We start from the raw sequence: 12,652 nt of genomic DNA on the forward strand, positions 1-12,652 counted from the left end.
AACGCGAAATGGAAGAAATCAGCGCCCTGCTGCAGGGCTTCTCGGTGATCCTTACCCCCATGAACATCGGCCTGATGTTCGTCGGCATCATCCTGGGGGTGCTGATTGGCGTGCTCCCGGGCCTGGGCGGCGCCAATGGCGTGGCCATCCTGCTGCCCCTCACATTCACGATGTCGCCCACCTCGGCGATCATCATGCTGTCGTGCATCTACTGGGGTGCGCTGTTCGGCGGGGCCATTACCTCCATCCTGTTCAACATACCGGGTGAACCGTGGTCGGTGGCCACCACCTTCGATGGGTACCCGATGGCGCAGCAGGGCAACGCGGGTGCGGCGCTGACCACGGCGTTTACGTCGTCGTTCGTCGGCGCGCTACTGGCGGTGATCATGATCACCTTCCTCGCTCCGCTGGTGGCCAAGTTTGCGCTGAAGTTCGGCTCGCCCGAATTCTTTGCGGTGTACCTGCTCACCTTCTGCAGTTTCGTGGGCATGGGCAAGGGGTCGCCGTTCAAGATCCTGGCGTCGATGGCGCTCGGCTTTGCGTTGGCCAGCGTGGGCATGGACACGGTCACGGGCCAGTTGCGGCTCACCTTCGGCCAGCCCGAGCTGATGCGCGGCTTCGACTTTCTGATTGCGGTGATCGGCCTGTTCGGCATCGGCGAAATCCTGCTGTCGATGGAAGAGGGCCTCAAGTTCTCGGGCAAGACCGCGAAGATCGATCCGAAGGTGGTTCTGCAAACCTGGAAGCAGCTGCCGCAATACTGGGTTACCTCGCTGCGCAGTTCGCTCATCGGCATCTGGATGGGCATTACGCCCGGCGGCGCCACGCCGGCTTCGTTCATGGCCTATGGCCTGGCCAAGAAAATGTCCAAGCGCGGTTCCAAGTTCGGCACCGGTCAGATGGAAGGCGTGGTTGCGCCCGAGACTGCGGCGCACGCCGCAGGCACCAGTGCGTTGTTGCCAATGCTGGCGCTGGGCATTCCGGGTTCGCCCACTGCCGCAGTGCTGCTGGGCGGCCTGCTGATCTGGGGCTTGCAGCCCGGGCCGCTGCTCTTCGTGGAGCAGAAAGACTTTGTCTGGGGGCTCATTGCCAGCATGTACCTGGGCAACATCGTCGGCCTCATCGTGGTGCTGAGCACGGTGCCGCTGTTCGCTTCGATCCTGCGCATTCCGTTCTCGATCATTGCGCCGGTGATCATCGTGATCTGCGCCATTGGTGCGTACACGGTGCACAACGCCATGCTCGACATCTGGTTCATGCTCGGCTTCGGCGTGGTGGGGTATCTGTTCAAGAAGCTCGACTTTCCGTTGGCGCCGCTGGTGCTGGCGCTGGTGCTCGGCGACAAGGCCGAAGACTCGTTCCGCCAGGCCATGCTGGTCTCGCAGGGCGACGTGACGATCATGTTCTCGAACGCGCTGGTCGGCGGCATCACCACCCTGGCACTGGTGCTGCTGTTCTGGCCGCTGATCTCCAAGGTGCTGGCCTTCATCAAGCCCAAGAAGCCCGATGAGTTTGCCGTCGAACGGCCCGTGGACTGACCGGAGAACAACGAACATGCCAGTCATTGCACTCACCCAGGAGATGGGTTCGCTTGCCAAGGACGTCTCGCAGCGCCTTGCAGAGCAGCTCGGCCTCGAGATCATGCGGCACGAAACCATCGAACGCGTGGCCGACCGCATGCAGGTACCCACCAGCTTCATCGGCCGCCTTCGCGACGGCAAGGCCGGCTTCGTCGAACGGCTCACCGCCGACAAGCGCAGCCTTGCGCTCTATACGGCCGAAGAACTGTTTGCGCTGGCAGACCGCGGCAACGTGGTGCTGCGCGGCTGGGGCGCAACCTGCCTGCTGCGGCCGGTGCCGCACGTGGTGTGCGTGCGCATCACGCGCTCGATGAAGAACCGGGTCGCTTGGCTGATGGCACACCTGGAAACCGACGATGCCGAGTTTGCCGAAGCCGAGATCCGGCGCAGCGACGACGCGCACGCCGCGCGCATGCATGCGCAGTTCGGCGTGACATGGGGCGACCCAGTGCTCTACGACCTGGTGCTCAACACCGACCGGCTCTCGGTCGACAGCTGCGTGGCGCAAATCCGCGCGCTGATGGAGCGCCCCGAGTTTGCCGAAACACCGGCCTCGCGCGCGCTGTTGGCCAACATGGCGCTTGCGGCGCGGGTCAAGTCGGCGCTGAAGGACAACGAGGCGACCAGCGACATCCGCGTGACCGTGGAGGCCGACCAGGGCAAGGTCAAGCTGAGCGGCATCGTTCTGAATGCGGAAGAACGCGCGCTCACGGAAGATGTGGCTTCCAAGGTCAACGGCGTGAGCGGCGTGGACAACGCGCTGCGCCTGATGACCGTTCCGCGCCGCTTCGCGTCGGCAAAGCAGACCTGAAGACGCGGTCCCTCTAGATCTTTCCGCGTTTTCGGAGCCGGCTAAGGGTTTCTGCGGAGAGGTTGAGATACGACGCAAGCTCCTTGCTCGGAATGCGGTCTTCCAGTTCAGGGTGCTTGCGCATGAACCGGTGCACGCGCCCGGGTGCATCGAGCAAATGCAGCGTAATGGTGTGCGCCATGATTTCGCTCATGCCGCGCATCACGCAGTATTCGAACAGTTCCTTCGTCTCGGGGTGGCGGTTCAGGAACGCGATCCACTCCTTGAGCGGCAGGCTGGCCACGCGGGCCTTGGTCACGCAAACGATGCCATAGGGCGTGGGCGTGCCCAGCCGGAGGGCCGCATAGCTGGTTTCCATGTCGTGCGCATCGGCAAAGCGCAGGATCATTTCCTTGCCCTCGGGGTTGCTCACCACCCGCTTGAGGATGCCGTCGAGGATGAAGTACTGCTCCATCTCGCGCACGCCCTGGTGCAGCAGAAAGTCGCCCTTGTTGCCGTCCACGATGACGAGATGGGTTTCCAGCTCGGCGCGTTCGCTCTCGCTCAGGTCCTTGAGAAGGATGTTCTGCCGGAGCTGTGCGCGAATGATGTTTTTCTCCGGATGGTTTTCCAACAAAGTCATGGGTCCCGTCTTGCTCGAATTCGCAACAACAACTTCTGGTTCATCTGGCCGGTGCCGTTTTCCGGAAAGTTGACCGCGGTCAACGTCCGAAAGACATGCCCCGAATCATAGTCCCGGCTCGGGCCTCGGCCATTCACCCAAGCAAGAAGGAGAGACATGTCTTCAGTAAGAACGGATAAAGAGGCATCCACGACCCTCGACGACGCCCTCAAGCCAAAGAACAAGGCTGCCGATGGCGATGCGGTTGTGCTCGCGCTCAAGCAACCCACGGAAGAGGCGCACGACACCACCATCGACGGCTTCCACCTGGTCATCGATGCGCTGAAGCTGAACGACATCGACACGATCTTCGGCTTGCCGGGCATTCCAATTACCGACCTCACGCGCATGGCGCAGGCAGAAGGCCTGCGCGTCATCTCGTTTCGCCACGAGCAGCATGCGGGCAATGCCGCGGCCGCTGCCGGCTTTCTCACGCAGAAGCCTGGCATCTGCCTCACGGTGTCGGCGCCGGGCTTCCTGAACGGCCTCACGGCGCTGGCCAATGCCACCACCAACTGCTTCCCGATGATTCTCATCAGCGGCTCGAGCGAGCGCGAGATCGTCGACCTGCAGCAGGGTGACTACGAAGAAATGGACCAGCTGGCCATTGCCAAGCCGCTGTGCAAGGCCGCCTTCCGCGTGCTGCACGCCGAAGACATCGGCGTGGGCATTGCGCGCGCAATTCGTTCTGCCGTGTCGGGCCGCCCGGGCGGCGTGTACCTCGACCTGCCGGCCAAGCTGTTCGCGCAGACCATGGACGCCGAAGCCGGCCGCAGGTCGCTCATCAAGGTGATCGATCCGGCGCCTCGCCAGATTCCGGCCCCCGATGCAGTAAAGCGCGCACTCGACCTGCTCAAGGGTGCCAAGAAGCCGCTGATCCTGCTCGGCAAGGGCGCAGCCTACGCACAGGCCGACGCCGACATTCGCGCGCTGGTCGAGAAAACCGGCATTCCCTACCTGCCGATGTCGATGGCCAAGGGCCTGCTGCCCGACACGCATGCGCAATCGGCCGCGGCCGCGCGCTCCTACGTGCTGCAAGAGGCCGACGTGGTGATGCTGGTGGGTGCGCGCCTCAACTGGCTGCTCTCGCACGGCAAGGGCAAGACCTGGGGCCAGGAGAAGGGCGCCAAGCAGTTCATCCAGATCGACATTGCACCGACCGAGATCGACAGCAACGTGGCCATCGCCGCGCCGGTGATCGGCGACATCGGCTCCTGCGTGGCTGCGCTGCTTGCCGGTGTCGATGCCAAGTGGGCCAAGCCGCCGGCCGAATGGACCGGCGCCATTGCCGAGCGCAAGGACAAGAACCTGTCGAAGATGGCCGCAACGCTGGCTGCACGGCCTTCGCCGATGAACTTCCACAGCGCGCTGAGCGTGATCCGCGACCAGGTCAAGGCCCGGCCCGACGCCATCGTGGTGAACGAGGGTGCCAACACGCTCGACTTCGCGCGCAGCATCGTCGACATGTACGAGCCGCGCAAGCGCCTCGACGTGGGCACCTGGGGAATCATGGGCATCGGCATGGGCTTTGCTGTGGCGGCCGCGGTGGTCACCGACAAGCCGGTGATCGCCATCGAGGGCGACAGCGCCTTCGGCTTCAGCGGCATGGAGGTGGAAACCATCTGCCGCTACAACCTGCCGATCTGCATCGTGGTGTTCAACAACAACGGCGTCTACCGCGGCACCGACGTCAACCCCAGCGGCACGCCCGATGTGGCGCCCACCGTGTTCGTGAAGAACGCGCGCTACGACAAGCTGATGGAAGCCTTCGGCGGCGTGGGTGTCAACGCCACCACCGCCGACGAACTGCAGAAGGCGCTGGCCGAAGCCGTGGCTTCCCGCCGCCCCACGCTGATCAACGCCGTGATCGACGAGACCGCCGGCACCGAGAGCGGCCGCATCACCAGCCTCAATCCGGCCACGGCCAAGAAGAAGTAAGCCTTTCCATTCAATCAGGAGATACGCAGCATGAGCAGCAACAACAAACCCCTCAACGGCATCAAGATCATCGACTTCACCCACGTGCAGGCGGGTCCGGCATGCACGCAGATGCTGGCCTGGTTCGGCGCCGACGTGATCAAGGTCGAGCGTCCCGGCGCCGGCGACGTCACGCGCAGCCAGCTGCGCGACATCCCGAATGTCGACGCGCTGTACTTCACCATGCTCAACAGCAACAAGCGCTCGATCACGCTGGACACCAAGAAGCCCGAGGGCAAGGCGGTGCTGGAAAAGCTGATCCGCGAATCCGACGTGCTGGTGGAAAACTTCGGCCCCGGTGCACTCGACCGCATGGGCTTTACCTGGGCTCGCATCCAGGAACTGAATCCCAAGATGATCGTCGCCTCGGTCAAGGGCTTCAGCGACGGCCACCACTACGAAGACCTGAAGGTGTACGAGAACGTGGCACAGTGCGCGGGCGGCGCGGCCTCCACCACCGGCTGGTGGAAGGGCGAAAACTCGGTGCCCACCATTTCGGCGGCTGCACTGGGCGACTCCAACACCGGCATGCACCTGGCCATCGGCATCCTGACGGCCATCATCGGCCGCCAGCAAACGGGCAAGGGCCAGAAGGTGGCCTGCTCCATGCAGGACGCCGTACTCAACCTGTGCCGCGTGAAGATGCGCGACCAGCAGCGCCTGGACAGCGTGGGCTACCTGGAGGAATACCCCCAGTACCCGCACGAGATGGACGCCTTCAAGGACAAGGTGGTGCCGCGCGGCGGCAACGCCGGCGGCGGCGGCCAGCCGGGCTGGATCCTGAAGTGCAAGGGCTGGCAGACCGACCCCAACGCCTACATCTACTTCACGGTGCAGGGCCACGCCTGGGACCCGATCTGCGATGCGCTCGGCAAGCCGGAGTGGAAGACCGACCCCGACTACATGACTCCCAAGGCACGCCAGCCGCACATCGACCAGATCTTCGCGACCATCGAAGACTTCATCAAGGACAAGACCAAGTTCGAGGCGGTGGACATCTTCCGCAAGCACGACATTCCTTGCGCCCCGGTGCTCTCGATGAAGGAACTGCTGCATGACGAGTCGCTGCGCAAGAGCGGTTCCATCGTCGAAGTGCCGCACAAGGAGCGCGGCAGCTACTGGACCATCGGCAGCCCTATCAAGTTCTCGGACCTCAAGCCCGAAGTCACCGCCTCGCCGCTCCTGGGCGAGCACACTGACGAAGTGCTGGCCGAACTGGGCTACACCAAGGAACAGATCGACAACCTGAAGGAAGCAAAGGCCGTGTAGCGGCTCCCCCGGCTTCGCCCGCTCCCACGGCGGGCGAAGCCGGGAATCGATATGAAGCGCCAGAGGTAAACATGCAAGCGAACGTTGATTTCAAGCAGCTCGTCGAAGGCGCCGGCGACGCGATCATGGTGTGCGATGCGAAAGGAGCGATCACGCTCTGGAACCGCGCCGCCGAGCGCATCTTCGGCTTTACCGAAGCCGAGGCCCTGGGCCAGTCGCTCGACATGATCATTCCCCAGCGGCAGCGCCAGCGCCACTGGGACGGTTACCACAAGACCATGGAAACCGGCATCACCAAGTACGGAGCCGACCTGCTGCGTGTACCCGCGCTGCACAAGGACGGGCACACGCTGTCGATTGCCTTCACGGTGTCGATGCTGTTCTCGGAGGATCGTGAGGTCACGGGCATCGTTGCCATCGTGCGAGACGAAACCGCCCGCTTTGCCGAAGAGCGTAAATTGCGCGCTCGACTGCAAGAAGCAGAGACCACGATCAAAGGAGACAGCTGATGAGCAAGGCACTTGAGGGCGTTCGCATTCTCGACTTCACCCATGTCCAGTCCGGTCCCACCTGCACCCAGCTGCTGGCGTGGTTCGGCGCCGACGTGATCAAGGTGGAGCGCGCCGGCGAAGGCGACGCAACGCGCGCACAGCTGCGCGACATTCCCGGCGTGGACAGCCTCTACTTCACGATGCTGAACCACAACAAGCGCTCGATCACGCTGGACACCAAGAAGCCCAAGGGCAAGCAGGTGCTCGACTCGCTGATCAAGACCTGCGACGTGCTGGTGGAAAACTTTGCACCCGGCGCGCTCGACCGCATGGGCATTACCTGGGCGCACATCCAGGAGCTCAACCCGCGCATGATCGTGGCCTCGGTCAAGGGCTTTGGCCCCGGCAAGTACGAGCACTGCAAGGTGTACGAAAACGTGGCGCAGTGCGCGGGCGGGGCGGCGTCGACCACGGGCTTCGAAGACGGCCCGCCGGTTGTCACCGGCGCGCAGATCGGCGACAGCGGCACCGGCCTGCACCTGGCGCTGGGCATTGTGGCGGCGCTCTACCAGCGCAACAACACGGGCCGCGGCCAGCAGGTGCTCGCGCCCATGCAGGACGCGGTGCTGAACCTCTGCCGCGTGAAGATGCGCGACCAGCAGCGGCTGGAGCGCACCGGCACCATGCACGAGTACCCGCAGTACCCCGATGGCAAGTTTGGCGACGCGGTGCCGCGCGCGGGCAATGCATCAGGCGGCGGCCAGCCTGGCTCCATTCTCAAGTGCAAGGGCTGGGAGACCGACCCCAACGCGTACATCTACTTCATCACGCAGGGTGCGGTGTGGCCGGCGGTGTGCAAGGTCATCGGCGAAGAAGGCTGGATTACCGACGAGGCCTATGCCACGCCCGCGGCGCGCCTGCTGCACCTGAAGCCGATCTTCGCGCGCATCGAGCAATGGACCATGACCAAGGACAAGTTCGAGGCCATGGACATCCTCAACCAGTACGACATTCCGTGCGGCCCGATTCTCTCGATGAAGGAAATTGCCGCCGACGAGTCGCTGCGTGAGACCGGCACCATCGTCGAGGTGGACCACCCGACACGGGGCAAGTACCTGACGGTAGGCAACCCGATCAAGATGTCCGACAGCCCGACCGAAGTGACGCGCTCGCCGCTTCTGGGCGAGCACACCGAAGAAGTGCTGACGCAGCTCGGCTACACGGCGGGCGACGTTGCGGCGCTGCGTGCCGAAGGTGTGATTTGAGCTTTAGCTGAAACGCCGTTTTTAAAAGGCCGTGGGAATTGCGGGTGCCATTTTGCCTGTGCCGGGAATTCGCGGCCATTTATGTATAACTTATCGCAAATGCATTCAATAAAATAGTTTAACTATTATTTATCGATCATCGAATCTACATTTTGATCATGCCGACACGCAAAACATTTGCCGCCCGGCGTTCAATTTCTAGGAGAAATTTCATGATCGATGATTTGCCGGTTCAATACTGGAGCAGTGAAACGGAGCGCAATGCCTACAACGCAGCGTTCTATGAATTGGGTTTCCGCTGGCATTGGGATCGCGAGATCTACTGCCAGCTGCTGCGCCAGAGCCAGGACGGCATCGAGCGTGTTTGCCAATACCTGAAGGCTCATCAGCCGCATCTTCTGCGTGCCTACGACGCCAAATTCCTGGCCGAGGTGATCGAGCAGAAGAAGGAAGAGCATCAAAAGCGCGAAATCGACGCCGGTGCCATGAAAAGGCGCTATTTCAATTGGGCCGAAAGCCGCGGCGCAGAGCTCGGCGCCTGAAATTGCCATGAATATCCACGAATACCAAGGCAAAGACGTATTGCGCAAGTACGGCGTGCCCACGCCACGTGGATATGCATGCTTTTCGCCTGACGAAGCAGCCGATGCCGCAGCGCGGCTGGGCGGCCGGGCGTGGGTGGTCAAGGCGCAAATTCATGCCGGCGGACGCGGCAAGGGCGGCGGTGTCTGGCTCGCATGGTCGCCCACCGAAGTGCGGCGCCATGCGAACGAACTGCTGGGCATGACCTTGCGAACGCACCAGACGGGGCCGCAAGGCCGGCTGGTCAAGCGCCTCCTGGTCGAGGAGAGCGTCGAGATCGAGAAGGAGTTCTATCTCGGCATGGTGGTCGACCGCGATTCGCGGCGCGTTGCGCTCATGGCGTCGAGCGAAGGCGGCATGGACATCGAAGAGGTCGCGGCGCGCACGCCGGAAAAAATCCGCAAGCTGTTCATCGACCCTGCCACGGGCGTGAAGGCGACAGAGGCGGACAGCTTGGCGCGCGACATCGGCTTTTCCGGAAAGTCGATGCTGCAGGTGCGCACGCTGGTGCAAAGCCTCTACCAGGCCTTCGATGCCTGCGACGCATCGCTGGCAGAGATCAACCCGCTGGTGCTGACGCGCGACGGCCGCGTGATGGCACTGGACGCCAAGTTCAATTTCGACCCCAACGCGCTCTTCCGTCAACCGGAGATCGCCGCGATGCGCGACTTGGACGAGGAAGACCCGGCCGAGGTGGAAGCCTCGAAGTTCGACCTTTCCTACATTCCGCTCGAGGGCGACATCGGTTGCCTGGTGAATGGCGCAGGGCTGGCAATGGCCACGATGGACGCGATCAAGCTCTACGGTGGATCGCCCGCCAATTTTCTCGACGTGGGCGGCGGCGCTACGGCCGAGAAGGTGACCGAAGCGTTCAAGCTGATGCTGCGCAACCCGAACCTGCGGGCCATCCTGGTCAACATCTTCGGCGGCATCATGAAGTGCGACGTGATTGCGCGCGGCATTGTTGCGGCGGCGCGAGAGGTCGAGCTGTCGGTGCCGCTCGTGGTGCGCATGAAAGGCACCAACGAAACCCTGGGGCGGACCATCCTCGGGCAATCGGGGCTTCCGATCATTTCCGCCAATGACATGGCGGATGCAGCTCAGACGGTTGTGGCTGCGGCTCGCCGGGGGGCTCGATGAGGGCTCGCTGCTGCACACGCCCTGAACAGCAGCGCCAAGAACAAGAGACGGAGAGCTGAGACATGTCGATCCTGATCAACAAGCACACCCGCGTAATCACACAAGGCATCACCGGCAAGACAGGGCAGTTTCACACCGCCATGTGCCGCGACTACGGCCACGGACAGAAGTGCTTCGTGGCCGGAGTCAACCCCAACAAGGCAGGCAAGACCTTCGACGGCATTCCCGTGTTCGGCACCGTGAAAGAAGCCAAGGCGGAAACCGGCGCCACCGTCTCCGTCATCTACGTGCCCCCGCCCTTTGCCGCCGCTGCCATCGACGAGGCTGTCGATGCCGGGCTCGACCTTGTCGTGTGCATCACCGAAGGCATTCCGGTGCGCGACATGATTCGCACACGCCACCGCATGGAGGGCAGCAAGACCTTGCTGCTCGGCCCCAATTGCCCTGGCCTCATCACGCCTGACGAAATCAAGATCGGCATCATGCCCGGCCACATCCACCAGAAGGGCCGCATCGGCGTGGTCTCACGCTCGGGCACGCTCACCTATGAGGCCGCCAGCCAGCTTGCGAGCTTCGGCATCGGGCAGTCGACCGTCGTGGGCATCGGCGGCGACCCGGTCGGCGGGCTGCGGCACATCGATGTGCTCAAGATGTTCAACGACGATCCTCGCACCGACGCCGTGATCATGGTCGGCGAAATCGGCGGCAACGACGAAGAAATCTGCGCGCGCTGGATCAAGGACCACATGCAGAAGCCCGTGGTCGGCTTCATTGCCGGTGCCAGCGCACCGCCAGGCAAGCGCATGGGCCATGCGGGCGCCATCGTGTCCGGCGGCAAGGGAACCGCGCAGGAGAAGCTCGCGGTCATGAAGGAGTGCGGCATTCACGTGACCGACAACCCCGCCGAAATGGGAAAGCTGCTCGCGTCGCTCGTGGTCCCCGATTACTTGCCGTTCGACTGAGCCTTAAGAAACCACTCCAACAGAAACCAAGGAAGACACGACATGCAGCAGCAACAGCAGCGATGGGTCCGTTTCGAGCACGGCGGCGAGACCGGCTTCGGCACGCTCGAGGGCGACACCGTGCACGAGCACCGCGGCAACATGTTCGACCGGCCCGAGCCCACCGGCCGCGTGTTCGTGCTCTCCGGCGTGCGGCTCCTCACACCCACCGAGCCCACCAAGGTCATCGCGCTGTGGAACAACTTTCATGCGCTCGGCGAAAAGCTCCAGCTGCCGGTGCCGGCCGAGCCGCTCTACTTGCTGAAGGCGCCCAACTCGTACCTTGCACCGGGTGCGGACATCCGCAAGCCTTTATGCGACGGCAAGGTCGTGTTCGAGGGGGAACTCGGCATCGTCATCGGCAAGACCTGCACCGCGGTGCCGGAGGCCGAAGCGCTCAGCCACGTGTTCGGCTACACCTGCGCCAACGACGTGACCGTGGCCGACATACTGAACCGCGATGCTTCCTTCGCGCAGTGGGTGCGCGCCAAGGGCTTCGACACCTTCTGCCCGATGGGCCCGGTGGTGGCCACCGGCCTCGACCCCGCAACGCTGACCGTGACCACGCTGCTCAACGGCGAGGTGCGGCAGAACTATCCGATCAGCGACATGCGCTTTTCGGTCCAGCAACTCGTGAGCCTCATCTCCCTCGACATGACGCTGTACCCCGGCGACGTGATCCTGTGCGGCACTTCCATCGGCGTCGGTTCGATGAAGCCCGGCAGCCTCGTCGAGGTGGAGATCGGCGGTATCGGCAGGCTCGGCAACCGCTTCGGCTGAAGCCTGCCCTTGCGCAAAGAATCAACAACTTGGGGATCGACATGAAGATAGCAGTCATCGGAGCGGGCGCCATTGGCGGCCTGGTGGGCGCAAAGCTCGCCCTGGCCGGCGAGGACGTGACGTTCATCGTGCGCGGAAAGAACCTCGACGCCATTGCCACCAACGGCTTCAAGCTCATCGGAGCCGACGGAACGGAGCAGGTGGCGCTCAATGCAAAAGCCACCGACCGATACGATCAGGCGGGCCCGCAGGACATCGTCATCCTGGCGATGAAGGCGCACCAGGTCGAGGCCGTGGCAAACGATGTTCCCAAGCTCTTCGGACCCGACACCGTCGTGGTCACCATGCAGAACGGCATTCCCTTCTGGTATTTCCACAACCATGGCGGCGCGTTGGCAGGCACGCCGGTGCGCAGTGTCGACCCCACGGGCGTGGTCGCTGCAAAGATTCCGGCCGAACGCGTTATCGGCTGCGTGGTGTACCCGGCCTCGGAGCTGATTGCACCGGGCGTGGTGAAGCACATCGAGGGCGAGCGCTTTCCCGTTGGCGAGCTCGACGGCTCTTCGAGCGAGCGCGTCAGCCGCGTTTCGGCCTGCCTCACCGCGGCTGGCTTCAAGGCGCCGGTGCTCGATAACATCCGCTCCGAGATCTGGCTCAAGCTCTGGGGCAACCTGACCTTCAACCCGATCAGCAGCCTCTCGCACTCGACGCTGGTCGACATCTGCCAGTACCCGCCGTCGCGCGAGCTGGCCGCGGCAATGATGCAAGAGGCGCAAGCGGTGGCCCACAAGCTCGGCATCGAGTTTCGCGTGACGCTCGACAAGCGCATTGCAGGTGCCGAGAAAGTGGGCAAGCACAAGACATCGATGCTGCAAGACGTCGAGGCAGGGCGCGCGCCCGAGATCGATGCGCTGGTGGGCGCCGTGGTCGAACTGGCCCGGCTCACCGAAACCCCTACGCCGCACATCGACACGGTGTATGCGCTCGTCAAATTGCTGGCGCGTACGATGGAAGAGCAGCGCGGCCGGGTTTGCCTTCAAGAGATGGCCAGCTAGCACCACTCGGGCTGGGCGATTTTTGCGCAGCATGTGTGCG

12 protein-coding genes are annotated in these 12,652 nt (G+C 63.4%); 11 read left to right on the forward strand and 1 reads right to left on the reverse strand.

Annotated features, from left to right (window positions below):
* Positions 1-8: 8 nt before the first annotated feature.
* Together J2X67_RS05935 and J2X67_RS05940 are read left to right on the forward strand one after the other, a co-directional pair.
* Entirely contained in the window at positions 9-1,538 is a 1,530-nt protein-coding gene (locus tag J2X67_RS05935) for a tripartite tricarboxylate transporter permease (RefSeq protein ID WP_281148264.1), read from the forward strand.
* Between the two features lie 16 nt (positions 1,539-1,554).
* Positions 1,555-2,391 (forward strand): cytidylate kinase family protein, encoded by an 837-nt coding sequence (locus tag J2X67_RS05940; RefSeq protein WP_309951355.1) that lies wholly within the window; start codon positions 1,555-1,557, stop codon positions 2,389-2,391.
* A gap of 13 nt (positions 2,392-2,404) precedes the next feature.
* Here J2X67_RS05940 and J2X67_RS05945 read toward each other — a convergent pair whose 3' ends face one another.
* Positions 2,405-3,013 carry a Crp/Fnr family transcriptional regulator gene (locus J2X67_RS05945; RefSeq protein WP_157615924.1) on the reverse strand — a complete coding sequence of 203 codons (609 nt, stop codon included), beginning with the start codon at positions 3,011-3,013 and terminating at the stop codon, positions 2,405-2,407.
* A gap of 156 nt (positions 3,014-3,169) precedes the next feature.
* Here J2X67_RS05945 and oxc point away from each other — a divergent pair, with 156 nt between their 5' ends.
* The 9 genes from oxc (at position 3,170) to J2X67_RS05990 (ending at position 12,612) form a co-directional block, all read left to right on the forward strand.
* Positions 3,170-4,990, forward strand: a complete 1,821-nt coding sequence (gene oxc, locus J2X67_RS05950; RefSeq protein WP_309951357.1) for an oxalyl-CoA decarboxylase — start codon at positions 3,170-3,172, stop codon at positions 4,988-4,990.
* Between the two features lie 30 nt (positions 4,991-5,020).
* A complete protein-coding gene (gene frc / locus J2X67_RS05955; protein WP_309951359.1) occupies positions 5,021-6,298 on the forward strand; it encodes a formyl-CoA transferase in 1,278 nt (425 codons plus the stop codon).
* Positions 6,299-6,369: 71 nt separating this feature from the next.
* Positions 6,370-6,807 (forward strand): PAS domain S-box protein, encoded by a 438-nt coding sequence (locus J2X67_RS05960; RefSeq protein ID WP_157615917.1) that lies wholly within the window; start codon positions 6,370-6,372, stop codon positions 6,805-6,807.
* Positions 6,807-8,054 carry a formyl-CoA transferase gene (gene frc, locus J2X67_RS05965; RefSeq protein WP_309951361.1) on the forward strand — a complete coding sequence of 416 codons (1,248 nt, stop codon included), beginning with the start codon at positions 6,807-6,809 and terminating at the stop codon, positions 8,052-8,054. The genes J2X67_RS05960 and frc (J2X67_RS05965) overlap by 1 nt, the downstream gene beginning before the upstream one ends.
* A 158-nt stretch (positions 8,055-8,212) precedes the next feature.
* On the forward strand, positions 8,213-8,596 hold the full coding sequence (locus tag J2X67_RS05970; RefSeq protein ID WP_309951362.1) for a hypothetical protein: 384 nt from the start codon (positions 8,213-8,215) through the stop codon (positions 8,594-8,596).
* A gap of 7 nt (positions 8,597-8,603) precedes the next feature.
* Positions 8,604-9,776: an ADP-forming succinate--CoA ligase subunit beta gene (gene sucC / locus J2X67_RS05975; RefSeq protein ID WP_309951364.1), complete on the forward strand. Its 1,173-nt coding sequence runs from the start codon at positions 8,604-8,606 to the stop codon at positions 9,774-9,776.
* A gap of 62 nt (positions 9,777-9,838) precedes the next feature.
* A complete protein-coding gene (sucD, locus tag J2X67_RS05980) occupies positions 9,839-10,738 on the forward strand; it encodes a succinate--CoA ligase subunit alpha (RefSeq protein ID WP_157615909.1) in 900 nt (299 codons plus the stop codon).
* A 42-nt stretch (positions 10,739-10,780) separates the two neighbouring features.
* Positions 10,781-11,557: a fumarylacetoacetate hydrolase family protein gene (locus J2X67_RS05985; RefSeq protein WP_309951367.1), complete on the forward strand. Its 777-nt coding sequence runs from the start codon at positions 10,781-10,783 to the stop codon at positions 11,555-11,557.
* A 41-nt stretch (positions 11,558-11,598) separates the two neighbouring features.
* Complete coding sequence (locus J2X67_RS05990) at positions 11,599-12,612, forward strand: 2-dehydropantoate 2-reductase (RefSeq protein WP_309951368.1); 1,014 nt, start codon at positions 11,599-11,601, stop codon at positions 12,610-12,612.
* The last annotated feature ends 40 nt before the right edge of the window (positions 12,613-12,652 follow it).

The organism is Variovorax sp. 3319 (genome assembly GCF_031456585.1).
Taxonomy (GTDB): Bacteria; Pseudomonadota; Gammaproteobacteria; order Burkholderiales; family Burkholderiaceae_C; genus Variovorax; species Variovorax paradoxus_P.

What these genes read in the sequence shown, in the direction of transcription:
- J2X67_RS05935 (WP_281148264.1), top strand. Translation starts at nt 9, where the DNA reads ATGGAAGAAATCAGCGCCCTGCTGCAGGGCTTCTCGGTGATCCTTACC.
- J2X67_RS05940 (WP_309951355.1), top strand. Translation starts at nt 1,555, where the DNA reads ATGCCAGTCATTGCACTCACCCAGGAGATGGGTTCGCTTGCCAAGGAC.
- J2X67_RS05945 (WP_157615924.1), bottom strand. Translation starts at nt 3,013, where the DNA reads ATGACTTTGTTGGAAAACCATCCGGAGAAAAACATCATTCGCGCACAG.
- oxc (WP_309951357.1), top strand. Translation starts at nt 3,170, where the DNA reads ATGTCTTCAGTAAGAACGGATAAAGAGGCATCCACGACCCTCGACGAC.
- frc (WP_309951359.1), top strand. Translation starts at nt 5,021, where the DNA reads ATGAGCAGCAACAACAAACCCCTCAACGGCATCAAGATCATCGACTTC.
- J2X67_RS05960 (WP_157615917.1), top strand. Translation starts at nt 6,370, where the DNA reads ATGCAAGCGAACGTTGATTTCAAGCAGCTCGTCGAAGGCGCCGGCGAC.
- frc (WP_309951361.1), top strand. Translation starts at nt 6,807, where the DNA reads ATGAGCAAGGCACTTGAGGGCGTTCGCATTCTCGACTTCACCCATGTC.
- J2X67_RS05970 (WP_309951362.1), top strand. Translation starts at nt 8,213, where the DNA reads ATGCCGACACGCAAAACATTTGCCGCCCGGCGTTCAATTTCTAGGAGA.
- sucC (WP_309951364.1), top strand. Translation starts at nt 8,604, where the DNA reads ATGAATATCCACGAATACCAAGGCAAAGACGTATTGCGCAAGTACGGC.
- sucD (WP_157615909.1), top strand. Translation starts at nt 9,839, where the DNA reads ATGTCGATCCTGATCAACAAGCACACCCGCGTAATCACACAAGGCATC.
- J2X67_RS05985 (WP_309951367.1), top strand. Translation starts at nt 10,781, where the DNA reads ATGCAGCAGCAACAGCAGCGATGGGTCCGTTTCGAGCACGGCGGCGAG.
- J2X67_RS05990 (WP_309951368.1), top strand. Translation starts at nt 11,599, where the DNA reads ATGAAGATAGCAGTCATCGGAGCGGGCGCCATTGGCGGCCTGGTGGGC.